The sequence below is a fragment of the Sporosarcina sp. FSL K6-1508 genome (assembly GCF_038007465.1).
In the GTDB taxonomy this organism is placed as follows: Bacteria; Bacillota; Bacilli; order Bacillales_A; family Planococcaceae; genus Sporosarcina; species Sporosarcina psychrophila_B.
The window spans coordinates 1,968,678-1,992,500 of the sequence record NZ_JBBOXF010000001.1 but is presented as its reverse complement, the minus strand read 5'-3'; the positions used below and the strand labels follow the sequence as shown (position 1 = coordinate 1,992,500).

Below are 23,823 nucleotides of genomic sequence, written 5' to 3'. Positions count from 1 at the left end.
GAAAGCCAAAATAGCTGCTCCCACGGGTTCAAAAAGAATACCGATGGATATGACGTTAGTGCTAACCCACTTGAGCGCCCAATTGAAAAGTGTATGCCCAAACAGATTCGGGATAAGGGCAAGCATTATAAACCAGAACCAATCAGCCCCCGGATAAGGACCGAATGACTCCCCTTTGAGCAGAACGTAAAAGAACAACACGATTGTGCTTATCGAGTAAACAACAAACGTATACGTTATAAGAGAAAGACGTTTACGCACATCTTGTCCGAATAATAGATAGGTTGTTATAAGTGCACAAGCAATCAGGGCCAACATATCTCCATAGAAAGCAGTGCCACTCAACTTGAAATCTCCCCAGCTAATAATTACACTACCTGCTACAGCAATCAGGGCCGATAATATTGTTTTGAACGATAGCCTTTCTTTAAAGAAGAAGTATGTTCCCGCAAAAGCAAATATCGGTTGCAAAGTAACAAGCACAGTTGAACTAGCAACTGATGTGTAATTTAACGATTCAAACCATAGGATGAAGTGAAACGCCAAAAATACTCCTGCAATTGCTGAGAAGACCCAATCTTTTTTGCTAAGCGTAAATACTTCCTTCCTATACTTCATAAGAAAGAGCGGCAGCATGATCAAGATCGAGAAGAACATTCTATAAAACGCGATCACTCCTGCGTCCGCTGTAGCGAGTTTCACAAAAATTGCGGAAAGCGCTACGGATATTACTCCTATAATGATTGGTATGTACGGGTGAATTGGGGGTTTTTCCATTTCTAACACATCTCTTTCAAAGGGAATCAGGTTACATTTATAGTATTTAAGGTAATAGATAGTTGTAAGTATAACATGGTTAATCATAGAGGACATTAAGAGGGGGAACGAATGTGACATGGATTGCAAATGAAGCGATGTATCCTGAAGTACTAATTAAAATCACACTCGCTTTAGTTTTAAGTTTAGTTATTGGGGTAGAAAGGGAAATAAAGAAGAAACCGATCGGCTTAAAAACGAGTGCTGTTATTGCCACGTTTAGCTGCCTCCTGACCGTTGTCTCTATAGAGTCGGCTTACCTCGTTCCTTCACGCACCGATATTAACGTTACGATGGATCCACTCCGCCTTGCTGCCCAAATTGTCAGCGGCATCGGTTTCCTCGGAGCGGGGGCTATTTTGCGCAGAGGGAATGATAGTATTACCGGGCTGACGACGGCAGCAATGATTTGGGGAGCGGCAAGTATCGGTATTGCTGTGGGTGCAGGATTTTATATTGAAGCTGCGTTTGCTGTAATAGCAGTGATGTTTGTCATCGAAGTCATTGCACCTGCACTTGACAAATTCGGACCAAAACGACTGCGTACAAAAGAAGCTTCCTTCATTGTAGTGTTATCGGATAAGTCAAAGATTGAAGATCTAATTGCTTATTTGAAGACAGAAAGCATGACAATTGAGAATTTGCGCATTCGCCAGATTGTATCAAGAGAACTTCAAGTGCAACATGAACTTGATTTTCGGATCTCAGCACTCCCTAAGAGACATACATCTAATTTGTATATCGAATTATCGGCACTTCCTTATATCGAATCGGTCGAAATTGAAATATTTCCCTAATGGAGGAGTATTATGAGAGACATGCTAAAACTTTTAAAAGAAGGCAACAAACCTTCATTACTTGCGGCCGCTGTAAACACAGTCATTGCAATTTTAAAGGCCGCCGCATTTTTCTTCACCGGAAATGTTGCCATGTTTGCAGAAATGATGCACTCATTTGGCGATGCAGCAAATCAGTTTTTTGTTTTCATTGGTTCCGCGCTGTCGAAAAAAGCACCTACGCCGAAATATCCTAATGGATTTGGCCGTGTCGTTAACTTAGTTTGTCTCGGAGCTGTCATCATCGTTGGAATCATGTCCTATGAAGCTATTATAGGCGGGTGGCATCATATCCTGAATCCAGCCGAGTCGGGCGGTATGAGAAATTTAATTATCAACCTCTCGGTACTTGGTATTGGTATCATTCTTGAATTCACTGTTCTTTATAAGGCAGGGAAGGAAATTCTGCATGAAACAGGGATTGATAAAGGAGGATTCGCCCCCATTACAATCGGGTTCCGCAATCTTAGTCGCGCTAAGCCTGCGACCAAACTAGTATTCATGGAAGACTTTGTTGCAACATTGGGTGGTCTCCTTGCATTTATCGCTGTTCTATTAGCCCATTTCCTCGGCTTACTCGTAGCAGAAGGAATTGCGTCCATTATGATCGGGATGATGATGTTTTATGTTGTCGGTAAAGTCTTCCTCGAAAATGCACGAGGTGCTATCGGAGAAACCGATGAGGAAATGCTCAATCATATTGCACAACTTATCGCAGAAGACCCCGACGTAAAAGATATCCAACGCGTTGAAGTTATCAAAGAAGGGGAATTCCTTCACGTAGAAATTGTGGCAGAGGTTGATCCGTCCCATACAGTCGCTTATGTTGATGATGTTCGAGACCGACTTATGGAAGTTGTCCTCAATCAAAAAGGAGTACGAGATGTCCTTATCTCTTTCGATGAAGATGACGGTGTTTCGACATGGAAAAGGTCTAAATCACCCGACACCGCTAAGCAGGTCAGGTCAAAACTGCCCGAATGAGAACAAAAACACTTACACCTTAGATAATGGAGGGATGGCTTATGATCCGATTCCTCCAGCACTAAAATCTCGAGGTGAAACAACACCTTTCACAGGTTATCCACAGCGTGAGATTTTATTATTCCTAAACAAAAAAGTCATGCCGGCAAAATCCGGCATGACTTTTTTAAATTTCTTTCTCTTATAATGAAGCTTTTAAAATTGACAGTACATCCTCTTTATCAAGACTACTGAACTTGCCAAGCTTTCCGTTGGCTGTTGCTTTTTCTGCCATTAATTCAAGTTTCAAGTCATTAATGTCATAGTCGGCAAGTGTCTTCGGTGCTCCTATGGATGTCCAGAATGAACTAAGACGCTCGATCCCCTCCAAAGCAACCTCTTCTTCCGTCTTCCCTTCCGGTAGTACACCAAATACATTTACAGCAAGTTTGGCAAACCGAGTTGGATTCACTTTAACATTATAACGCATCCAATGCGGGAAGAGGATCGCAAGTCCGCCTGCATGCGGGATATCATAAACTGCAGATACAGCGTGCTCAATATCATGAGTCGCCCAGTCACCCTGATAACCCATTTGAAGGAAACCGTTCAATGCAATTGTACCAGCAAACAAAATCGTTTCCCGTAATTCATAATTATTCAGATCTTCAACGAGCTTCGGACCATTTTCCATTATCGCACGCAATACACCTTCACACATCTCATCTTGTACTGGAGTATTCTTTGCATTATTAAAGTATTGCTCAAAAATGTGAGACATCATATCAACAATTCCGTAAATCGTCTGATCTTTAGGTACAGATAATGTATAGGTTGGATCAAGGATAGAAAATTTTGGAAAATTGAGTGGACCGCCCCATCCATATTTTTCTTCCGTCTCTTCATTAGTAATAACAGATCCCGCATTCATTTCTGAACCTGTTGCCGCTATTGTCAAAACAGTACCAAAAGGAAGTGCGTCTTTGGCAAAAACTTTCTTTGTGACAAGATCCCATGCATCGCCGTCGTATTTTGCTGCTGATGCGATGAGTTTTACACAGTCGATAACAGATCCGCCACCAACCGCTAAGATAAAGTCGATACCTTCCTCTTTACAAATCTCTGCACCTTTTCGTGCAGTTGAAACGCGAGGATTTGGTTCAACACCTGAAAGCTCATACACCTCCATACCATTAACATGTAAAAGCGTCATTACTTCATCGTACAGCCCATTTCGCTTAATGCTGCCGCCCCCGTAAACGACAAGCACTTTTTTGCCGTAATTCGCTAATTCTTGAGGTATATTTTGAAGTTGACCTTTTCCGAAAATAAGCTTAACTGGATTATGGAATACAAATTCATTCATTATATTTTGCCTCCTTCTATTCTTTTTATTATCCGTAACAACAATTCATTTTGCAATATTAAGAGCATACGTATGAATAAATATCTCTAGGGCATAGTAATTTTAGGAGGTGTTGCTAAATGGGAAAAGTGCATAAATTAGCCTTGGCACTCACAATTATCGGTGCTCTCAATTGGGGAGTAGCAGGAATATTTCGTTTCGATGTAGTTGCACAATTCGCCGGTGGCTCTGCTGAACCGCTTGCACGATTTATTTACCTTGTCATAGGGATTTCGGGTTTACTCACTCTGAACTTGTTATTCGACCATCGACGTGATCGCGATGCCGTCATTGTTCCAGTTCCTGAAAAAGGATAAAAGGCATCTCTCGTATACACCGGGAGATGCCTTTTACTGTTTACTCATAAGACAATATGAGTTTTCATTTAATAAAGTGTCTAAGCTTCAGATACCAGACGCTTTTCTAATTACGCCCAACCACGGAATCGTGAAGCTTCTGCTGTTTTGCGAACACCAATCATATATGCCGCTAGGCGCATGTCGATATTACGAGTTTCTGCAGTTGTATAGACGTTATCAAATGCATCAACCATTTTTTTCGTCATTTTTTCGCGTACTTCCTCTTCAGTCCAGTAGTAACCCATGTTGTTTTGGACCCATTCGAAGTAAGAAACTGTTACGCCGCCTGCACTTGCAAGGACATCTGGTACAAGAAGAATTCCACGCTCTGAAAGAATTCTTGTCCCTTCAGTAGTTGTTGGACCATTCGCTGCTTCAACAACAATTTTAGCTTTGATATTATGTGCATTTTTCTCAGTAATCTGGTTTTCAATTGCTGCTGGCACAAGAATATCACATTCAAGTTCAAGCAATTCTTCATTTGTAATCGTGTTATCGAAAAGTGTTGTTACTGTTCCGAAGCTATCACGACGGTCCAGTAAGTAATCGATATCAAGACCATCCGGATCATGAAGCGCACCGTAAGCATCAGAAATTCCGATTACTTTCGCGCCTGCATCATTAAGGAACTTGGATAAGAAACTGCCCGCGTTTCCAAAACCTTGAATTACGATACGAGCACCTTTCATATCAATTCCACGACGTTTAGCCGCCTCATTAATAATGATTGTTACACCTTCTGCTGTTGCGCGGTCACGGCCTTGTGATCCACCAAGAACAATTGGTTTACCTGTAATGAAACCAGGTGAATTAAATTCATCAATCCGGCTATATTCATCCATCATCCATGCCATAATTTGAGCATTTGTAAAGACGTCGGGTGCAGGAATGTCTTTGTTAGGTCCCATAACTTGGCTTAAAGCACGAACATAGCCGCGGCTTAAGCGTTCAAGTTCACCCATCGACATTTCACGGGGATCACAGATGATTCCCCCTTTACCTCCGCCATATGGTAAATCAACAATTCCCGCTTTAAGTGTCATCCACATCGAAAGTGCTCTTATTTCATCAAGAGTTACTGCAGGATGAAAACGTACGCCGCCTTTTGTCGGTCCAACAGCATCGTTATGTTGTCCACGGAAGCCCGTGAAAACTTTAACTTTGCCATCGTCCATTTTAATCGGAATACGTACTTCAACCATACGAAGTGGTTCTTTTAGAAGTTCATACATTCCTTCATCGTAGCCTAATTTGTCAAGTGCATCTTTTATGACAGCTTGTGTAGACGTAAATAGATTCAGGTTTTCAGTCATTTAATGATTCGCCTCTTTGATTCATAATGTTTTCTATGCATATATTGTAACATATCGGACACTTGGATTGTGAAGTATTTTAATTTACGAAAACTTTTTTAATTTTTCCGATTGCCCAGTCCAACTCTTCTTTTGTGATAATGAGTGGCGGAGCAAAGCGGATCACTGTATCGTGTGTTTCTTTACATAGTAATCCAAGCTCTTTCAACTCTTCACAATATGGACGAGCGGCTTCCGTCAATTCAACACCAATAAACAATCCGCGTCCGCGTACTTCTTTAATCGACGGATGTTCAATTTTCTTTAACTCTTCCATAAAGTAATTTCCGAGTTCAAGAGACTTTTTCGCTAATTCTTCTTCTTCCAGCACTTCTAAAGATGCGATTGATACTGCGCATGCCATAGGATTTCCGCCAAAAGTTGAACCGTGTGATCCAGGATTGAATACGCCAAGAACATCCTTGTCAGCCAATACACATGAAATCGGGAATACGCCCCCGCCTAATGCTTTACCTAGGATATACATATCCGGATTCATGTCTTCCCACTCACATGCAAACATTTTACCAGTACGGCAAAGGCCGGCTTGGATTTCGTCCGCAATAAATAGAACGTTATTCTTTTTGCATAGTTCATAGGCAGCTTTCATGAAACCTTCCGGTGGAATGATGATTCCAGCTTCCCCTTGAATCGGTTCGATCAAGAATGCAGCTGTGTTCGGAGTGATTGCCGCTTCAAGCGCTTTAATATCTCCGTAAGGAATAAGTTCGATTCCCGGTAGCATCGGACCGAATCCACGTTTATATTCAGCATCTGATGATAGAGATACAGCCGTCATCGTACGACCATGGAAGTTACCTTCACAGCCAATGATTTCTGCTTTGCCTTCCGCTACCCCTTTAACATCATATGCCCAGCGACGTGCTGCTTTAATAGCCGTCTCAACAGCTTCTGCTCCTGTGTTCATGGGAAGGGCCATTTCTTTGCCTGACAGTTCACATATTTTTTCATACCATGGACCAAGTTGGTCATTATGGAATGCACGAGAAGTAAGCGTTACTTTATCAGCTTGGTCTTTCAATGCCTGAATAATTTTCGGATGACGATGCCCCTGGTTTACTGCTGAATATGCGGAAAGCATATCCATGAATTTATTGCCTTCTGGATCTTTTACCCAAACCCCTTGTGCCTCAGAAATAACGATTGGCAGTGGATGATAGTTGTTCGCCCCAAATTTCTCTGTTTGTACAATTACTTTTTCTGATACCGTCATACATTTCCCTCCCCTTTGTTATGTAGAGACAGACCCACCCAATAGATGGGTCTGTTAAATCACTTTCTAGCTCCGGCGCCTAGCCCCTCGAGTCGCTTCAGTCCTTAAGTTAAAGGCAAAGTGCGCCTTTATCTTATGGCCTTCCAGCGCTTGTCGGGTCTACTAAGGCGCTTACGCTTTTCTTATAGTGTTTCTGATGTTGTTTTTCCTTGCATATGAAGTTGTAGGTAATCCGGTCCGCCAGCTTTTGAATCTGTACCTGACATATTGAAACCACCAAACGGTTGGTAACCAACGATTGCACCTGTGCAATTACGGTTGAAGTACAAGTTACCAACATGGAAATCTTCACGAGCTTGTTCGATGTGATGACGGTTGTTTGTGATGACAGCACCAGTTAGACCGTAATCCGTGTTGTTTGCAAATTCGATAGCTTCTGTGAAGCTCTTCGCTTTAGACAAACCGACAACTGGGCCAAAGATTTCTTCTTGCATAACGCGTGCTGTTGGATCAAGATCCGCAATAACCGTTGGTGCAACGAAGAATCCTTTCGAGCTGTCGCCTGTTCCTCCTGCGATTAAACGACCTTCTGTTTTACCGATTTCGATGTAGCTCATAACTTTGTCGAATGACGCTTGATCGATTACTGGACCAGTGAAGTTAGATAGTTCAGTTGGATCGCCGTACGTCAATTCTTTCGTCAATACGCCAACACGTTCAACGACTTGGTCGTAAACGTCTTCATGAATAATCGCACGTGAACAAGCTGAACATTTCTGTCCGCTGAATCCGAATGCAGATTTAACGATTGATTGTGCAGCAAGTTCTAGATCTGCTTCATTATCAACAACAATCGTATCTTTACCGCCCATTTCAGCGATAACGCGTTTCAACCAGATTTGGCCTTCGTTCACTTTAGCTGCACGTTCGTAAATGCGTGTTCCGACTTCGCGTGAACCAGTGAATGATACAAAGCGTGTTCTTGGGTGGTCAACTAGGTAGTCGCCCACTTCAGCACCAGATCCTGGGATGTAGTTAACAACACCTGCTGGCATACCCGCTTCTTCAAGGACTTCGATAAATTTGTATGCAACAACTGGTGTTGTCGATGCAGGTTTAAGAAGTACTGTATTTCCTGTTACAAGAGCAGCAACTGTCGTTCCCGCCATGATTGCGAATGCAAAGTTCCATGGAGAGATGATAACGCCAACTCCAAGAGGAATGTAGTCAAAACGGTTGAATTCGCCAGGACGGCTTTCAACAGGGATACCATTTTTAAGTTCAAGCATTTTGCGCGCATAGAACTCTAGGAAATCAATTGCTTCAGCTGTATCTGCATCCGCTTCATTCCAAGGTTTACCTGCTTCTTTTGTAAGAAGTGCTGAGAATTCGTGTTTACGACGTCGAATGATTGCAGCAGCTTTGAATAATACATCTGCACGGAATTCCGGCTTCACTTTTTTCCAAGTGTTGAATGTTTCGTCAGCAATTTTCATCGCTTTTTCAGCAAGATCTTTACTCGCTTTAGAAACGGCACCGATTACTTCTTCTTTATTTGCTGGATTTGTTGATACTAATTTTTCTTCAGTCATGATGCGCTCTCCACCGATAATAAGTGGATAGTCTTGACCAAGGTATCCTTCAACTTGCTTCAAAGCTTCAAGGAAGGCTTGTTTATTCTCTTCAACTGTGAAATCTGTAAACGGTTCATGTTTATATGGAATCATATTATTCCTCCTCATAGTGTTAAAACGCAAAGATTATTTGCACTTAGTAATTGATTACATATATAATAATGCAAAAGATTGTTGCGGATATCAAGTATTATTCATTAATTTTACAAGAAAAATTATTTTGGGGGTGTTTATCTTGAGAAGTATCGACGAATTACTCTCGCCTTTTTACCAGTTTGCAGTTGACCGTGCCGCGGTTGGTATACATGCCATTGATAAAACTGGCCGCACTGTCATCTACAATGAAAAGATGAAAGAAATCGAAGGGCTCGCTCTTGAAGACGTCGGTGACCGTTCTATTTTAGAACTGTTCAATTTTGAACAAGAAGAAAGTACACTCTTAAAGGTGTTGCAAAGCGGCAAGGAGCAATTAAATGTAAAACAGACGTACTGGAATAGGAACGGCACGGAAATTACGACAATCAATGATACGTATCCGATTTTTGATCGTGAAATCCTTATTGGAGCCGTTGAATTAGCCCGCGACGTTACAGCTCTTGAGAAATTTGTGCTTCAGCCATTTCGGAAAAATAGTGATCCCGTTACATTTAACCAACTTATTGCTTCCTCTCCGCTTATGAAAGCAGTAATTACAACTGGCAAAAAAGCGGCACGGGCAAAGTTGCCGGTACTATTAATAGGAGAAACGGGCACAGGTAAAGATCTTATTGCGGAAAGCATACATAATGAACTATCGCCTTCCAACACCCTATTCTATACCCTTTTCTGTCATAGTTCAGATCCTATACCTATTGGACGTTTGAGTGAGGACTTAGAGGTAGCAGAAACATTGACGTTATTTTGCGAAAGAATCGATTTGCTGTCAATTCCACTACAGCAGAATCTGCTATCGATCCTTTTAAAAACGCCTCATAGTAACCGGCAATTCATTGCTAGCATCGGGGATGATCCTGTAGAATTAATCGCGTCAGGAACATTATTGAAAGATCTATATTATTTCTTTGCTTCGTTCACCATCCGGATTCCTCCTCTCAGAAAGCGGAAGGAAGACATATTACCGTTCATTTCAGCTTATTTGGAACGGCGTAGTGAGCGTTACGGTTCTCCGCTTAAAGAGATCACTCCAGAAGTTGAGCATCTTTTCCTCGGATATGATTGGCCAGGAAACACCCGAGAACTCGAATTTCTTCTCGATGAGATCTCTTCCTTGGCGATGTCTGAAACTGCCATTACCTATGATCTTCTCCCTCTGCATTTCAGAATGAAGAGCGCAGATATCACAGATGAACCCACACAAGCCGCTGATTTTATTATCCAGCCAGGCAAAGAGTTGCTGCCACTAGATCAATTTTTGCGTGAGGTGGAAGTCTATTATTTACAAAAAGCAATGAAGCTCAATGATAAGAACATCACGAAAACTGCGCATGCGCTTGGTATGAGCAGGCAGAATTTACAGTACCGTTTGCGGAAATTAAAAAATGAGGAAAAGGCATAATTGCCTTTTCCTCATTTTTTATTGTCCAGACTTTTCGATCCAGTCTTGAAGTTTGTCTTTCAAAGAATTGAAGCCTTCTGCATCACTTTCGTCGACACGTGCTTGCAATGACTTGCGCGGACGGTCGTCTTTTCGTGTTGCAGCCGGTGCTTCTTGAAGAGCTCGGATTGATAGACTGATCTTCCCTGCCGCTTCGTCTACTTCTAATACTTTCACTTTCACTTCTTGTCCAATAGCGAGAAATTCATTAATGTCTTTTACAAATCCGTACGTGATTTCAGAAATGTGGACAAGTCCTTGTGTCTCATCGTCAAGTGCAACAAATGCACCGTATGGTTGAATGCCTGTTACTTTGCCGGAAAATTCTTCTCCAGCTTCATATTTTCGCGCCATTTAAAACAGCTCCCAATCTATTTTGGTATCGATTCTGCCCTTAAGGCCACTTAAAATTATACCATGTTTATAAAGGGCAAGCAAAATTATGGCAGTCTGATAGCCATATACAGTCACTGCTCTACGATAGCTTCCGGAGCTGTTTCAATCAACCATATTCCTATCCCTTCATCCCAAATTAACCACCCATCATAGATAAGGTCTTCTCCATCCCTATAACTAATTGGGATAATCGGAACGTCATTTAATGTAATGGGCCCCATCTCCGCGAATAAAGTATCCGCCTCTCCAACGTCGTACTTCTGTTTCTTCCAATTAGTAATGTATTCTTCCTCCGTAAGCGAAATAGATTCATAATTAGTCAGATGCCACATCGTCTTTGGATCTTCTTGTTCATTGGCATACAGATAGGCGCCGAATACGACTAATGGCTTAACGCCAGCCAAAGTACTATACATATGTCCCTTTGAGAAATTAACGTAAGTCGTTTCGACTTCTCGAACGTACTCAGGATCATTGACTGCCACTTCGTTCCCGTTTTCTTGTATGGCACTTTCAAAAGAAAATAGGTGGAGGTCTCCTCTTTTGGCGAGACCCACAGCATCATAGAGATGATGGTGCTCAAGCCGTTCTAAACTATCCGACGTCTCCCAGTCACTCTCTTCCATTTCTTTCACGATTTGTTTCATAATGTAGGCCGATGGCGAGTCTTCTCCCGTGTTAGCCAGTTTTCCCCAAGCTGAACGGTACTCTTTTTTCAATTTCCCATCACTTCCCCTTAACCGACCATCTTCATTTCGAATAAATCCCTCATAAAACAGGTTGTTATAATAATTAAGCACATTTTGATAGGAACGATCCTCTTGTTGATCAGTAAGTAATACATTCTCTAGTTCTACGATGTAATCTGCCATTTGTCGAAGAGTCGATTCCGAATGAATTGCCGAATAATTAATTGGATTTGTTTCCAAAAACGTTATATATCCTTTAAAATCTTCATGAATTGAATCTCGTATCGCCGAACCCACTTCACTTTCCAAATATATAGGATAGAGGTAATTCCATTCTGAGTCATTGAAGAGCCCAAGGTTTTGATCTTCCATTGTTCCCAAAACTTTTCTAAGCTCTTCTGGATATGTATTTTTTTTCAGAAGTAGTTTTTCAACATCTATCGTTCCATTTTCAAGTTTTTCTGAAATTACACCTTCATATTCGTATAAGGCAACACCATACAAACTACTAATCCAGTTGACTTCGTTTATATACGCCTTTATAAACGCCTCACTTGCAGCTCTGTCATCCGTCAATGGATTTTTCAAAAGCTTAGCAATCATTTCGGAAGGGTATTCCAAATTTGCCATAATTTCTTCGTACTGTTCCTGCACGTTTCCCCTGTTTATCCTTTCATTGGCAGTTATTTGCATTTGAAGTTTCTTTGTTAACTCCTCAAACTGTTGACGTTCGTCATGCCCGTTCATGTCTCCGTAGAATTCTTGCTCTTCCCTTTTAGGTTCAACGAGCCCTAATGTCTTGAACTTTGTTGCTATTTCATTTTCAAAAGAAGTTTTCAAGCGCGCTAGATACTTTTCATCGGAAGACTTCTTGTATTCGTCGCTTGTCACGACTGAAATTGTAAGCAGGATAATTAGTAAAAGAACACCAGCAATCCATGAAAAAAGAACCTTCTTTGTTATTGATTTCTTTTCAACTCGAACTTCTGTCAAATTTTTAACCGGATCCCGAAAAACCATTTCTTTTCTGAATGAAGAGCGGACTCTCCTATATGATTTATCGAGAAATTCTAGCCTCTTTTCCAAATTCCCACCTTTCAGATGATAGAAGGTGGCAGTGAGTGAACGCCGTACTTCATCCACCGAAATTCCAATAATCACTGCCACTTCTTCGTCACTCATACTATGAAACCGAGAAAGAATGAACACTAACCTCTCTTCCCTTGTTAACTGGACAATCTGATGATGTAGCTGTTCGTCTTCCTCAAAGGCCAAAATGCCACTTGGAAGTGGACTAATCAATTCAGAAAGCGTGCACTTTTCGACCGCTATTTTATATAGCTCAAGTTGGATATTATCTTCATTTACATAAGTTTTTACTACCGTAACTATTTTTCCAAAAGTTGCCTCAGCCACTTTGCCGGATTGCTCTGGAGAATAGCCATACTGAAAAGCAAACCGTTCAATGTCACATGAGTAAATATCCATCCACTCTTCAAATGCTACAAGACTCCCATTATTCACCTTTTCAATCCGACTAGGTTCTTCCATTACGAAGTCACCCCCTTATTCAACTAGCAGCATATCTAAGTCAATATGATCGATTTCCCATACTAAATCATTATTCAAAACCATCTGTGCACCGTTAACATACTCATTTCCGCGGTAAAATCCGATTGAACCTGCCACTTCTTCGATACCATTAAAATTGAGAGTATCTAGACTAAAAAAATTCATGTCTAATGGCCTCCATTCTTCGGTAAATTCTTCAAGCGTGGCTGAAATTTGTGTTTCACTGTATAGATGCCACATTGTTTCTGGATCTTCTTGATCATTTGCAAAAAAATAGACACCTAAAATAACCAAAGGACTTACCCCCTGTAATTCAGATTGGTCAAGTTTCGACGAGAATGAATAGTAAGTATCTCTAACTGTCTTCTCAAAGTAATGATTAGGAAATGACACCATCTCAATATCCGTCTCGGGTTTATTAATTCCATCCTTTTTAGAAGTATCAAGTTCTCCACTTTTAGTAAGTTTCAACGCCCGCTTAAGTTGAAATGGTTGAAAACGATTACGGCTTTCCGATCCAGTCCAGTCTCCCGCCTTCATTTCGCTACTAATCATTTTCATAAAGTAAGCTGACGGTGACTCCTCTTCAGCAGATTCTATTCTTTTCCAAGCCTTACGAAACTCCTTTTTCACCTTACCATCAGTTCCCAATATACTATCGGGATCCTCCCCTCCTATGATTTCATAAAAGAGTTCGCTGTAAGCCCCACCGAGCATGTACGTTTTTTCATCATCCATCGTTGTCGCCATCAAGGTTTTTTCCATATCCAATAAATAATCAACCGAATCATTAAGAGAATGTGATAGGCCCGGATAAGAGACGAAAGGGCCGGATTCCAATAATGTAAAAAAACCACCTAAATCTTTATGAATTGAGGATCGGATTTTAGCACTGAAATCATTACTGCCGTAACTTGGAGATACTATTCCCCATTCATTTATAAAAGTTGGGTAGATGTTTTGTTTAATCATTCCATCCAATGCTTTTTGCAAGTCTTCAGGATAGGTATCTTTTTTCTCCATAAACTTCTCGAGAGATCTGCCTTCACTACCGATTGCATCCGTGATAACTTGTTCATGTTTTATAAATATCATGTAATACGCTTGTTGGATTATGTCATACTGTTTCAAATAGTCCTTTATGAATTCCTCGCTTTTCACCTTATCGTTCGCATGTGAATTTTTAACTAGTTGCTCAGCCATTTCAGATGGTAACTCTACTGTTTTTATTATTTCTTTGTACTCCTCATTAATCTTCTTTTTATTCAGTGTTCCCGTTTCAGCAATAACGCGTTCGTATCTGCTCGTCATCGCCTCGAATTCTTCACGTGCTTGGTCATCGAACATATTATGACCCAATACGATCCTATCTTTTTCAGTCAATTTCGTCAGACCCAATTGGATATAACGGCTATCAATTTCCTTCTCAAACGTAGCTTTCAGCCGTTCAATATATCTTTCTGCTGAAGCTTTTTTATACTCTTCCCCTGTAACAACTGGGACTGCTACAAGAATGAGAAGAACGAGTACCCCTGCAATCCAGGATATTATGGCCTTCTTAGATAGCGTTTGTTTCAATTTCCCAGTCGCCTGTATCTCCTTTTGCGGTTTTGCCAAAACCTGCTCTTTTCTGAATGAAGTCGTTATTCGCCCATATGACTTATAAAGGAATTCCAGCTTTTTATCTAATTGCGCAACTTCTAAGTTATGGGACGCTTCAGTAATTGCTCGTTCCACGATTTCCACAGAAGTATCTGTAATTGCTGCAATCTCAAAATCAGTCAGTTTATGAAACCTCGATAGTATAAAAGGTACTTTAATCGCAGTTCCAAGCTGGGCAATCCGGTCATGTAATTCCTGATCCTCCTCAAAAGGGAATATCATTTCATTCGTTCGATCAGCTTGTTGAACATGTTTAACACTAGTTAATGCATTTTTATATAGTGCACAAACAAGCGATTCTTCATTGTTAAGGGAATCCAGCTGATTATGTAAATTTCTAAACGTTTCCTCCGCTACTTCGCCCACCTGTTTTACCGAACAGCCATATTGCACAGCGAAACATTCAATGTCTACAGAATAGATGTCCATCCATTTTTCAAAAGCCTCAATCTCCCCAGCCCTTACCTTTTGAATCAAATCAAATTCTTCCATAGGCAATCCTCTCTTTCTATACAGCTTACTAATTATTTTAACTATACCAAAGATTGATAGGATTTCAGACTTTTCCTTACAATTAAATAGGCTGTCACAATGAATCGTGACAGCCTTAGTTACTATAATTTATATCATCAGCTCTCCATACGCGCTTTTATCTCCTTGTTGAGCTTTCGTAATTAATTCGATTTCGTTCATGGTTTCCCCCCGTCCCCTTGTCACTGTAGATGATACGAAGAATTGTCGTAATTTGTTTTAAAATACCATGGTATTCGTTTTTAGTTAGTGTACAATTAGAAAATCTGTATCCTAATGAAATGAGTGAATATCTTATGAAACAACGTGATCAATGGTCATCAAAAATTGGTTTCGTTCTCGCCGCTGCCGGCAGCGCGATCGGACTCGGTGCAATATGGAAGTTTCCTTATATGGCAGGAACAAACGGCGGAAGCATCTTCCTTCTGCTATTCATCATTTGTACAATTGCAATCGGACTTCCCATTTTACTTGCAGAGTTTGTCATTGGCCGTATGGGGCAGGCCGATGCAGTTACATCACTAAAACGACTGGCCCCAGGGAAAAAATGGCCTTTGATTGGCTGGATTGGGCTTGCAATTTCATTCATCCTGTTGTCATTCTACAGCGTGGTCGGAGGGTGGATTCTTTCCTACTTAACACGCGCCATTTTCCTCAATCTCGATGCTACAAATCATGGTGATCTTTTCAATACAATCATCGCTAATCCTGTGGAAGTACTGTTTGCCCAAGCCGTTTTCATGGGGTTGACGATTTGGATTGTACAAAGCGGAATCAAGGGTGGAATCGAACGGGCAAGCAGATGGATGATGCCATTGCTGTTCATTTTCTTCATTATCCTTGCTATCCGTTCATTAACATTGGATGGTGCAATGGAAGGCGTTCGCTTCCTATTCGTACCTGATTGGTCACTCTTAACAGGGTCAACGTTCTTAGTTGCACTTGGTCAAGCCTTCTTCTCACTGAGCGTAGGGGTGACTGCAATGATGACCTACGCGTCATATTTGCCAAAAGAAGAAAAATTAGGGCAATCTGCTATGAATGTCGCGCTCTTAAATATCACCATTTCCATTTTAGCTGGACTTGTCATCTTTCCAGCTGTGTTCGCGCTCGGCCATTCGCCCGCTGAAGGACCGGGACTGATTTTCGTCATTTTACCAGCTATCTTTAGCCAGATTCCGTTTGGTAATGTGTTTATGATTATTTTCTTCATCTTGATGCTTTTCGCGACACTTACTTCATCGATTGCGATGCTTGAAATTGTCGTGTCAACGGGAATCCGCGAGAAACGCGATCGCAGAAAACGCGCTTCATGGGTATTCGGAATACTCATCTTCATCGTTGGTATTCCAAGTGCGCTTTCATTCGGAGTCCTGTCTGATGTGAAAGTATTCGGCGGTTCCATCTTTGATTTTGCTGACACACTGACGAGTAAAATCGGTATGCCACTCGGTGCATTACTCGTCTCAATATTCGCAGGCTATGTATTGACAAAATCTCAAACAGACGACGAGCTGCGCATGCATCCTGTGATGAATAGCCTTTGGAAGTTTCTCGTCAGGTATGCCGCACCTGTTGCTATTATCGTCATTTTCATCGTTTGGATTATCGAACTATATAACGCATCATAAAACACCCGCAAATCCTATAATTGGATTTGCGGGTCTTTTTACGTAATTAGAAAAGCGCAAGCGCCTATGTAGACCCGAGGGGCTAGGAGCTGGAGCTAGACACTACTCCAGGTTGAAAAACCTATACTTTATCTTTTAAAAAAGCTGTACCCGTAGTCAAATGGGGACAGCTTTGCACAATCAGACGATACATTTCGCCTCGTACTTAATCGCCAACAGCTTATAAGAAATTTGCACACAGTTCTCGATTGGAATCCATACAGCATAGGAATGTTCGTAAATTTCCCGAATTCGCTTTGCAAGGTCGGTTGGATGATCAAGATGATGTAAATCCGACACAACATCAGCGATTTCGAGTTCATACGCTTTTGGTCCCACATCAAACGGATCCCATTGTTCAAGAAGTGCGATTGCCTTTTTATTCATTTCTATAGTTTGCACGATGAGTCACCTTATTTTTCTCAATAGTCTAGATTATGATAACATAGTAGAGAAAAAAGGAAAGAGGGGATTTCCGTGGATAACTTTGAACAAGTGATTGAACGGCGTAAATCGCGTTCGGTCAAATGGGATCGAATGGAATTGATTTATGGACTTGAAGATGCATCCGATATTTTACCGATGTGGGTGGCCGATATGGATTTTGCTGCTCCTGAAGTTGTTGTCAATGCGATGAAAGAACGGCTCGATCATCCAGTTTTCGGCTATTCATATATTTGTGAGGGCTGTAAAGATGCGGTGCGCACATGGCTTTCTGAACGTCATGCATGGGAAACAAAGAACGAATGGATGTTATTCCACCACGGGGTTGTACCAGCAATCGCATCGGTCATTGAAACATTTACATCACCAGGAGACGGCATTCTTGTCACTTCTCCAGTCTACCCGCCTTTCTTCCAAATTCCTGAACGGCAGGGAAGAAATATTGTCGAGTGTATTATGCAAGAAGAAGACGGCGTGTATTCAATTGATTTTGAAGAATTTGAGAAATGCCTAAAACAAAATGTAAAGCTTTTCATTTTGTGCAACCCGCATAATCCCGGAGGTATCGTCTGGAAAGAAGACGAGCTGAAAGAAATGTTACGCTTATGTACAAAATATGATGTCTTGATTTTATCAGATGAAATCCACGCGGACCTAGTCTTCCCGGGCTATAAGCATATTCCGCTTGCAACGCTTGCCGGCGAAGAAATAGGACGTATTATTACATGTGTTGCCCCAACAAAAACGTTTAACCTCGCGGGTATCCAAGCGGCATTAATGATTGCAACAGATGAAGTTGTACGAGAAAAACTTACTTTGAATGCATTGTCACACGGGCAGATGGAATTGAGTTCCTTTGCTGCCGCAGCCTTGACTGCCGCTTATAAAGAAGGTGGCCCTTGGCTCGCAGAACTGTTAGATACGATTACGGGCAATATGGATTACGCAATTCAAGAACTGACATCGGCGATTCCTGCTTTAAAAATCGCGAAGCCGCATGGTACATACCTTCTCTGGATTGACTACCGCGGCACTGGGCTGACTGAAGAAGAAATGATGGACAGGCTTTTGAATAAAGGGAAACTTGCACTTGAACCAGGAACGAAATACGGTGAAGCGGGACGCGGCTTCCTTCGCATGAATGTCGCTACACCGCTTTCGGTTGTCAAAGATGGGGTCAACCGTTTTATCACCGCGATGAGTGATAAATAATCTCCAAAGAAAAACAGCATCCTCAATCACGAGGATGCTGTTTTTCTTTTTCTTCGCCGCGTTCACGCAAAATGCGTGCTTCAAGTTCTTTCGTTTCTAATTCTTGTTTCTTCGAATTGTTTCGTATCCACCTAAATGTGAATACTAAAAGAATCATGAAAAAAACAAAGGAAAACACAGCTGGTATATATTCTGATTTATCTTCCGGAAAGTAAAGGAACGGCATTAATAGAACGTTCACTTACCCACTTCCTCACATTGTTAATTTCACAGAATTGAGATTACTTTTGAAGAATCTCGATTGATTCGATGGAAATATCTTCAACGGGCTTATCTTGACGGCCTTTTTTCACTTTTGCAATTTTGTCAACAACATCCATGCCTTCGATAACTTGACCGAATACAGTATGTTTTTGATCTAGGTGAGGTGTTCCACCCTTTTCGACATACGCTTCAGCGATTTCTTCTGGCCATCCGCCTTTTTTCATCTGATCGGCTGAACCTGGAACCTCTGATGCGTGAACGATGAAGAATTGGCTGCCGTTCGTTCCAGGACCTGCGTTCGCCATCGAAAGAGCTCCTTTTAAGTTGAACAGTTCCATTGAGAATTCATCCTCAAATGTTTCACCATATATACTTGCTCCGCCCATACCTGTTCCTGTCGGGTCGCCGCCTTGGATCATGAAATCTTCAATAACGCGGTGAAAAATAATGCCATCGTAATAGCCGTTTTCCGCATGCGTCAAGAAATTTTCAACTGTTTTTGGTGCCTGTTCAGGGAAAAGCTTGATTTTAATTGGCCCCATTGTTGTGTTCATAACTACAAGTGCTTCGTTTGCTGCTACTTCATTCGATAATTGTGGATACATTGTTGTTGCCTCCTTTGAGTTCTTTGAGTTAATACCCCAAGTGATAAGTAAGACTATACAAATGACTGCAAGTGTGAAGAATATCACTTTTTTCATTAACATTCACCCTGAATTAGTCTATCATATCGAATCAGCTATTTCGACGAATAAGCATGATACTTCCTTCGTGTACCGAACTGTTTTATACTGTAAGAAGAGCACGATGCGGAAAGAAGGTCTTCATATGGACGTGCAAAAACGGAACTTTATCATCATCTGGATTTCCAACGTCCTCGTTGCGGGGACAATGACAATGATTATGCCCTTCTTATCTCTTTATATCGAGACGTTCGGTGATTATTCCGATGCATATGTTCAAAAATGGTCTGGTCTAATCTTCGGGGCTTCATTCGTCACAGCTTTCATCATGTCCCCGATTTGGGGGCGGATTGCCGATAAGTATGGTTTCAAGCCAATCCTTCTCATAAATGGCTTCGGTATTGCAACATCCGTTTTCTTGATGGGATTTGTTGACTCCGTCGAGGCATTTTTCCTTCTTCGACTTTTGAATGGCGTTGTCACAGGCTTCATTCCAACGTCTCTCGCGTTCATTTCTTCCCAGACCGCGAAAAAGGAAGCCGGAAAAATGCTCGGTACGTTACAGATGGGTAGTGTAACGGGGACATTATTCGGCCCTGTATTTGGAGGTTTGTTGGCGGATACATTCGGTTTCCAATATACCTTTGTCATTACATCCATCTCCGTGATTGTTGCTGCGATTATCGTCCTCTTCGGGATCAAGGAACAGAAACGGGTAAAAAATCCGAAAGCGATTCAGTATTCCCGAAAAGCGATTATAAGCGGCTTGCTGCATCACCGGCTGATGTTGAATGTCATGATTGTAACAGCACTTATCCAAGTCGGGAACTTCAGTATCCAACCACTTCTTTCTTTATATGTTTCTCATTTGACGGAAGCGAAAGACGTGGCGTTCCTAGCTGGTATAACATTTAGTGCGGCAGGGGTCGGCAATCTTTTGTTCGCGCGCCGCTGGGGTAAGCTCGGTGATGACATCGGCTATGAAAAAGTTCTTTCAATTTTGTTGCTGTTGTCATTCGTCTTCATTATCCCTCAAGCTTTTGTGACCCAGCTATGGCAACTTATTTTCTGGCGGCTGCTGTTCGGCATTGCGCTTGGAGGAATGATTCCTATAACGACTGCGCTGGTCAGACGTGAAGCACCGATCGATATTCAGGGCGAAGTCATGGGGTATAATACAAGCTTCCGTTTCCTTGGTAATATTATCGGTCCGATGTTCGGAGGAATCGTCAGTGGCTTCATCGGCATTTCGTCCGTCTTCATCGTTACTGGTGTCTTGTTCCTTGTTGGTTTCGCATTTCTCTATTATGCCAAACGAAAACCCGTACAGGATTTCGAGGATTTTCTTGCAGCCGAAGAAGAACGGACACATACGTAAGAAAAGCGCAAGGCGCCCGCTAGACGCGACAGGCATAAGTCGATCCAGCTTGTGGCGCTCTTTGCCACATAGCCGGATTGCTTATGACCCGAGCGGCTGGCGCCTGGAGCTAGACAATAAGAAAAGCGCAAGCGCCTTGGTAGACCCGAAAAGCGCTGGAGGGCCTTAAGAGAAAGGCGTTTTTTGCCTTTAACTTAAGGACTGAAGCGACTCGAGGGGCTAGGCGCTGGAGCTGGACAGTAAGAAAAGCGCAAGGCGCCCGCTAGACGCGACAGGCATAAGTCGATCCAGCTTGTGGCGCTCTTTGCCACATAGCCGGATTGCTTATGACCCGAGCGGCTGGCGCCTGGAGCTGGACAATAAGAAAAGCGCAAACAACTGATCAGACCCAAGAATCACCCGAAGCGCTAAACATTTCAGTCGCTTCATGATGAAAAACCTATACTTTATCTAAAAAAGTGACACACTTCCTTTTTGGGAGTGTGTTATATTTTTTGTAGTCCAAGATTTCTGAACGGAGGTTCGCTGCGTTGAAACAGGTTATCGGTATTTTTATAGCTCTTTTATTTATCCCTGTTCTTATTCTCGTTCAAGGTGCGATTGCTGTTGAATTGAGAAGCGCTGAGTCATTCAAAGGCCAGATGAGTGATTCCATCGAACTGTCCTCTCCGGCAAACAATGTACCTGTGACAATGAAAGATCGCAATGGTCTCATTTTTGCAGAAGAATACATAGAATGGCGTGAACCGCTCCCCCTAGCATCTGTCCCTACATTTGCCCGTCAACTATTTCTAGAAAGTGAGGACACAGGCTTTTTCGAACACCGGGGATATGACGTATCTGCCATCGTACGTGCATTTGCGGTTAATACTGCGACCGATGATGTTAGACAAGGAGCTTCCACAATTACTCAACAAGTCGTCAGGATGCGCTTTTTGTCGACCGAAAAGACCTACGAACGAAAATTGACAGAACTTTTTTATGCTGCTGAGCTGGAAAAACAGTCAACTAAAGAAGAAATCCTTGAAATGTATGTAAATGAAATGTATTTTGGCAATCATGTATATGGGATCGGTGCAGCCGCAACCTATTATTTCAGCAAACCCTTAAATGAGTTGAATGAAGCTGAACTGGCCTTCATCGCTGCGATTCCAAATAATCCTTCTTTGTATAATCCGTTAAAGCATTTCGACCGAACAAAAAAAAGACAGGAACGCCTCCTAACCATTCTTACAAAAAATAAGGTCATAACTGCTGAACAGGCTGATGAGTTTAAAAATACAGCAATCGAATTAAAGCTTAAGAAGAAAGAAAGTAACTATCCCGCGTACAGTACATATGTCCTCGCTGAGCTTGCTGATCTGATTGCAAAATCTGAAGGTCTGACAGAAAAAATTGCAAATGCGAGGGATACTTCAGAGAAAATAGAACTAGAAAGAAAAGTTAAAGAACGGACAGCTGAAGTATTGGCAGCCGGGCTCGTCATCGAAACAGCTCTCAATCCAAAAAAACAAAAGCTGGATGAGCAAAAGATATCCTCCCTTTTAAAACCGGCAGGCGTGGAGGCAGGAGCCGCAGTCATTGACAATGAAACCCGTGAAATCGTTAGTCTCTTCGCTGGCAAAGACTATAAAAAAGCTGATTTTCACAGAGCATTTCAGGCTGTCAGACAACCTGGTTCCGCTATCAAACCTCTCCTTGTCTATGCGCCCTTGTTTGAAAGCGGGCCCTATACAGAGAACACGCCCATTAACAGCGGCAATCTTTGCATCGGCTCGTATTGTCCAACAAATATCGGTGGTTATGTTTACGGAAATGTCACTGTTAAAGAGGCTTTTCGGAAAAGCCATAATACAGCTGCCGTTAGGCTTTTCCAGATGGTTGGAGTGGAAGAGGCATTTAACTATATTGCACCATTCCATTTCAAATCCATTACGAAGCGCGATATGAACTATGCTGCCGCCCTCGGTGGGTTTTCAAAAGGGATGACGCCAATCGAACTTGCAGGGGCTTATTCCAGTTTCATCGACGGGACGTATTCTAGTGTTCATGCAATCCGTGCAGTGAAGGATAGGGAGGGGAATGTTCTATACGAATGGCCCGTTGAAAAGAGCGAAGTCTGGTCCCCCACTACAGTCGCTCAGATCCGTACCATGATGTCGGATGTCGTATTGAACGGGACCGGTCGAGGTATCTCTTATACCACAGCATATACAGGTGCGAAAACGGGCACGACGGATCATTATAAAGATTTATGGGTTGGTGGGTTAAACGACAACTATACAACAGCCGTCTGGGTTGGCTATGATAGGCCGCAATCTTTAAAAGCTCTGAGTGATCAGAAACTCCATTTACGGATATTTTCCACTCTGCTTCAGGACTAACCATTCAATCGAAAGGTTAGTCCGTTTTATTGCCAATGAACGGCAAACTCGCGATTACTCCGTTATAAAGTTTTAATAAAATATAGATGATTGTGGAGACAAGTACTGCCCAAACTGTAATTTCAAAAACAAGAAGACCTATCGTGCTGACAATGGTCATGAATTTACTCAATTTAAAAACGACATATACGAAGTAGATGAACGTTGTCAGTAAAAATATAGCCGCTAATAGTTTAACTGAACTGATGCCCCCTGCCGATGCAAGAGCGCCAAAAAAGTAGATGACATTACCTCCGCGGGCCTCACTATACGACTTACCTTCCTCATCCTTAGAAAAGAATAACATCGCGGTTTCGTGGATCGTTTCCGCAATCAATTTTAAAGCTGAAAAAACCATGAAAAATAGCAGTGCATAGATGACAAGCAGAAAAACACGTAATTGGATGTCTGTTAAAAACTCCCGCATTCCTGCATACAAACCAATTCCCTTGAACAATTCTACCGACATACTTACAGTGTAGACTCCAAACGTCAAACTGAATAGAACGATTGTTACGAATGGCAGATAACCGTATATATATGGATTTTTCATTGCACACCTCAAGCTTCTAAATAGTTCTTCGTTTCTATGATATAAGAAGAGAGTCTGATTAAGCAACCAAGCCTGGAAGGACTGAATGGTTACTATTTTCCAATTAGACAATTTTCATAAGCTATGATATAGTTGTTTCAATCAAATAATTGA

Annotated in this window: 20 protein-coding genes (1 of these 20 cut by a window edge); 8 read left to right on the top strand and 12 right to left on the bottom strand. The window is 41.8% G+C overall.

The window, feature by feature from the left end; translation table 11 throughout:
* A protein-coding gene (locus MKZ11_RS09970) for a DMT family transporter (protein WP_340794291.1) crosses the window boundary here: on the bottom strand, positions 1–777 show its 5' portion. It extends 126 nt beyond the left edge of the window; only the first 777 of its 903 coding nucleotides appear in the window; it begins with the start codon at positions 775–777; its stop codon lies beyond the left edge, outside the window.
* A 137-nt stretch (positions 778–914) separates the two neighbouring features.
* Here MKZ11_RS09970 and MKZ11_RS09965 point away from each other — a divergent pair, with 137 nt between their 5' ends.
* Together MKZ11_RS09965 and MKZ11_RS09960 are read left to right on the top strand one after the other, a co-directional pair.
* A complete protein-coding gene (locus MKZ11_RS09965; protein ID WP_340796965.1) occupies positions 915–1,613 on the top strand; it encodes an MgtC/SapB family protein in 699 nt (232 codons plus the stop codon).
* Positions 1,614–1,625: 12 nt separating this feature from the next.
* The gene (locus MKZ11_RS09960; protein WP_340794288.1) at positions 1,626–2,636 is read left to right on the top strand and encodes a cation diffusion facilitator family transporter; all 1,011 of its coding nucleotides are present in this window, start codon (positions 1,626–1,628) and stop codon (positions 2,634–2,636) included.
* 181 nt (positions 2,637–2,817) lie between these two features.
* On the opposite strand, the gene MKZ11_RS09955 is transcribed toward MKZ11_RS09960, so the two are convergent.
* Positions 2,818–3,981 carry an iron-containing alcohol dehydrogenase gene (locus MKZ11_RS09955; RefSeq protein ID WP_340794286.1) on the bottom strand — a complete coding sequence of 388 codons (1,164 nt, stop codon included), beginning with the start codon at positions 3,979–3,981 and terminating at the stop codon, positions 2,818–2,820.
* Positions 3,982–4,100: 119 nt separating this feature from the next.
* Here MKZ11_RS09955 and MKZ11_RS09950 point away from each other — a divergent pair, with 119 nt between their 5' ends.
* Positions 4,101–4,337 (top strand): DUF378 domain-containing protein, encoded by a 237-nt coding sequence (locus tag MKZ11_RS09950; protein WP_340794284.1) that lies wholly within the window; start codon positions 4,101–4,103, stop codon positions 4,335–4,337.
* 110 nt (positions 4,338–4,447) lie between these two features.
* Here MKZ11_RS09950 and MKZ11_RS09945 read toward each other — a convergent pair whose 3' ends face one another.
* The 3 genes from MKZ11_RS09945 to pruA all read right to left on the bottom strand — a co-directional run bounded on the left by MKZ11_RS09945 (position 4,448) and on the right by pruA (position 8,692).
* Positions 4,448–5,692, bottom strand: coding sequence for a Glu/Leu/Phe/Val family dehydrogenase (locus MKZ11_RS09945; RefSeq protein ID WP_340794282.1), 1,245 nt, complete (start codon positions 5,690–5,692; stop codon positions 4,448–4,450).
* 79 nt (positions 5,693–5,771) lie between these two features.
* Positions 5,772–6,965, bottom strand: a complete 1,194-nt coding sequence (locus MKZ11_RS09940) for an ornithine--oxo-acid transaminase (RefSeq protein ID WP_340794280.1) — start codon at positions 6,963–6,965, stop codon at positions 5,772–5,774.
* Positions 6,966–7,147: 182 nt separating this feature from the next.
* Complete coding sequence (pruA, locus tag MKZ11_RS09935; protein WP_340794278.1) at positions 7,148–8,692, bottom strand: L-glutamate gamma-semialdehyde dehydrogenase; 1,545 nt, start codon at positions 8,690–8,692, stop codon at positions 7,148–7,150.
* Between the two features lie 142 nt (positions 8,693–8,834).
* Here pruA and MKZ11_RS09930 point away from each other — a divergent pair, with 142 nt between their 5' ends.
* Positions 8,835–10,154, top strand: coding sequence for a sigma 54-interacting transcriptional regulator (locus MKZ11_RS09930; protein WP_340794276.1), 1,320 nt, complete (start codon positions 8,835–8,837; stop codon positions 10,152–10,154).
* 18 nt (positions 10,155–10,172) lie between these two features.
* On the opposite strand, the gene yugI is transcribed toward MKZ11_RS09930, so the two are convergent.
* From yugI to MKZ11_RS09915, 3 genes are all read right to left on the bottom strand, one after another.
* The gene (yugI, locus tag MKZ11_RS09925) at positions 10,173–10,547 is read right to left on the bottom strand and encodes a S1 domain-containing post-transcriptional regulator GSP13 (RefSeq protein ID WP_340794275.1); all 375 of its coding nucleotides are present in this window, start codon (positions 10,545–10,547) and stop codon (positions 10,173–10,175) included.
* 113 nt (positions 10,548–10,660) lie between these two features.
* The gene (locus MKZ11_RS09920; RefSeq protein ID WP_340794272.1) at positions 10,661–12,829 is read right to left on the bottom strand and encodes an RNA polymerase sigma factor; all 2,169 of its coding nucleotides are present in this window, start codon (positions 12,827–12,829) and stop codon (positions 10,661–10,663) included.
* A 15-nt stretch (positions 12,830–12,844) separates the two neighbouring features.
* Positions 12,845–15,004: an RNA polymerase sigma factor gene (locus MKZ11_RS09915; RefSeq protein WP_340794270.1), complete on the bottom strand. Its 2,160-nt coding sequence runs from the start codon at positions 15,002–15,004 to the stop codon at positions 12,845–12,847.
* A 335-nt stretch (positions 15,005–15,339) separates the two neighbouring features.
* On the opposite strand from MKZ11_RS09915, the gene MKZ11_RS09910 reads away from it, so the two are divergent.
* A complete protein-coding gene (locus MKZ11_RS09910; protein WP_340794268.1) occupies positions 15,340–16,674 on the top strand; it encodes a sodium-dependent transporter in 1,335 nt (444 codons plus the stop codon).
* 180 nt (positions 16,675–16,854) lie between these two features.
* Here MKZ11_RS09910 and MKZ11_RS09905 read toward each other — a convergent pair whose 3' ends face one another.
* Positions 16,855–17,115 (bottom strand): DUF1871 family protein, encoded by a 261-nt coding sequence (locus tag MKZ11_RS09905; RefSeq protein WP_340794266.1) that lies wholly within the window; start codon positions 17,113–17,115, stop codon positions 16,855–16,857.
* A gap of 75 nt (positions 17,116–17,190) precedes the next feature.
* Here MKZ11_RS09905 and MKZ11_RS09900 point away from each other — a divergent pair, with 75 nt between their 5' ends.
* Positions 17,191–18,369, top strand: a complete 1,179-nt coding sequence (locus MKZ11_RS09900) for a MalY/PatB family protein (protein ID WP_340794264.1) — start codon at positions 17,191–17,193, stop codon at positions 18,367–18,369.
* Positions 18,370–18,391: 22 nt separating this feature from the next.
* Here MKZ11_RS09900 and MKZ11_RS09895 read toward each other — a convergent pair whose 3' ends face one another.
* The gene (locus tag MKZ11_RS09895) at positions 18,392–18,595 is read right to left on the bottom strand and encodes a hypothetical protein (RefSeq protein ID WP_445327044.1); all 204 of its coding nucleotides are present in this window, start codon (positions 18,593–18,595) and stop codon (positions 18,392–18,394) included.
* Positions 18,596–18,650: 55 nt separating this feature from the next.
* Entirely contained in the window at positions 18,651–19,238 is a 588-nt protein-coding gene (locus tag MKZ11_RS09890) for a peptidylprolyl isomerase (protein ID WP_340796964.1), read from the bottom strand.
* A 223-nt stretch (positions 19,239–19,461) separates the two neighbouring features.
* On the opposite strand from MKZ11_RS09890, the gene MKZ11_RS09885 reads away from it, so the two are divergent.
* Both MKZ11_RS09885 and MKZ11_RS09880 read left to right on the top strand, forming a co-directional pair.
* Positions 19,462–20,694: an MFS transporter gene (locus MKZ11_RS09885; RefSeq protein WP_340794260.1), complete on the top strand. Its 1,233-nt coding sequence runs from the start codon at positions 19,462–19,464 to the stop codon at positions 20,692–20,694.
* A 530-nt stretch (positions 20,695–21,224) separates the two neighbouring features.
* Positions 21,225–23,078 (top strand): transglycosylase domain-containing protein, encoded by a 1,854-nt coding sequence (locus tag MKZ11_RS09880; protein WP_340794258.1) that lies wholly within the window; start codon positions 21,225–21,227, stop codon positions 23,076–23,078.
* Positions 23,079–23,094: 16 nt separating this feature from the next.
* Here MKZ11_RS09880 and MKZ11_RS09875 read toward each other — a convergent pair whose 3' ends face one another.
* Entirely contained in the window at positions 23,095–23,670 is a 576-nt protein-coding gene (locus tag MKZ11_RS09875) for a YufK family protein (protein ID WP_340794255.1), read from the bottom strand.
* Between the last annotated feature and the right edge of the window lie 153 nt (positions 23,671–23,823).

Bases quoted from the DNA above. Each gene is read 5' to 3' on its own strand.
- MKZ11_RS09965 (WP_340796965.1), top strand. From the start codon at position 915: ATGTATCCTGAAGTACTAATTAAAATCACACTCGCTTTAGTTTTAAGT.
- MKZ11_RS09960 (WP_340794288.1), top strand. From the start codon at position 1,626: ATGAGAGACATGCTAAAACTTTTAAAAGAAGGCAACAAACCTTCATTA.
- MKZ11_RS09955 (WP_340794286.1), bottom strand. From the start codon at position 3,981: ATGAATGAATTTGTATTCCATAATCCAGTTAAGCTTATTTTCGGAAAA.
- MKZ11_RS09950 (WP_340794284.1), top strand. From the start codon at position 4,101: ATGGGAAAAGTGCATAAATTAGCCTTGGCACTCACAATTATCGGTGCT.
- MKZ11_RS09945 (WP_340794282.1), bottom strand. From the start codon at position 5,692: ATGACTGAAAACCTGAATCTATTTACGTCTACACAAGCTGTCATAAAA.
- MKZ11_RS09940 (WP_340794280.1), bottom strand. From the start codon at position 6,965: ATGACGGTATCAGAAAAAGTAATTGTACAAACAGAGAAATTTGGGGCG.
- pruA (WP_340794278.1), bottom strand. From the start codon at position 8,692: ATGATTCCATATAAACATGAACCGTTTACAGATTTCACAGTTGAAGAG.
- yugI (WP_340794275.1), bottom strand. From the start codon at position 10,547: ATGGCGCGAAAATATGAAGCTGGAGAAGAATTTTCCGGCAAAGTAACA.
- MKZ11_RS09920 (WP_340794272.1), bottom strand. From the start codon at position 12,829: ATGGAAGAACCTAGTCGGATTGAAAAGGTGAATAATGGGAGTCTTGTA.
- MKZ11_RS09915 (WP_340794270.1), bottom strand. From the start codon at position 15,004: ATGGAAGAATTTGATTTGATTCAAAAGGTAAGGGCTGGGGAGATTGAG.
- MKZ11_RS09910 (WP_340794268.1), top strand. From the start codon at position 15,340: ATGAAACAACGTGATCAATGGTCATCAAAAATTGGTTTCGTTCTCGCC.
- MKZ11_RS09895 (WP_445327044.1), bottom strand. From the start codon at position 18,595: ATGCCGTTCCTTTACTTTCCGGAAGATAAATCAGAATATATACCAGCT.
- MKZ11_RS09890 (WP_340796964.1), bottom strand. From the start codon at position 19,238: ATGTATCCACAATTATCGAATGAAGTAGCAGCAAACGAAGCACTTGTA.
- MKZ11_RS09885 (WP_340794260.1), top strand. From the start codon at position 19,462: ATGGACGTGCAAAAACGGAACTTTATCATCATCTGGATTTCCAACGTC.
- MKZ11_RS09875 (WP_340794255.1), bottom strand. From the start codon at position 23,670: ATGAAAAATCCATATATATACGGTTATCTGCCATTCGTAACAATCGTT.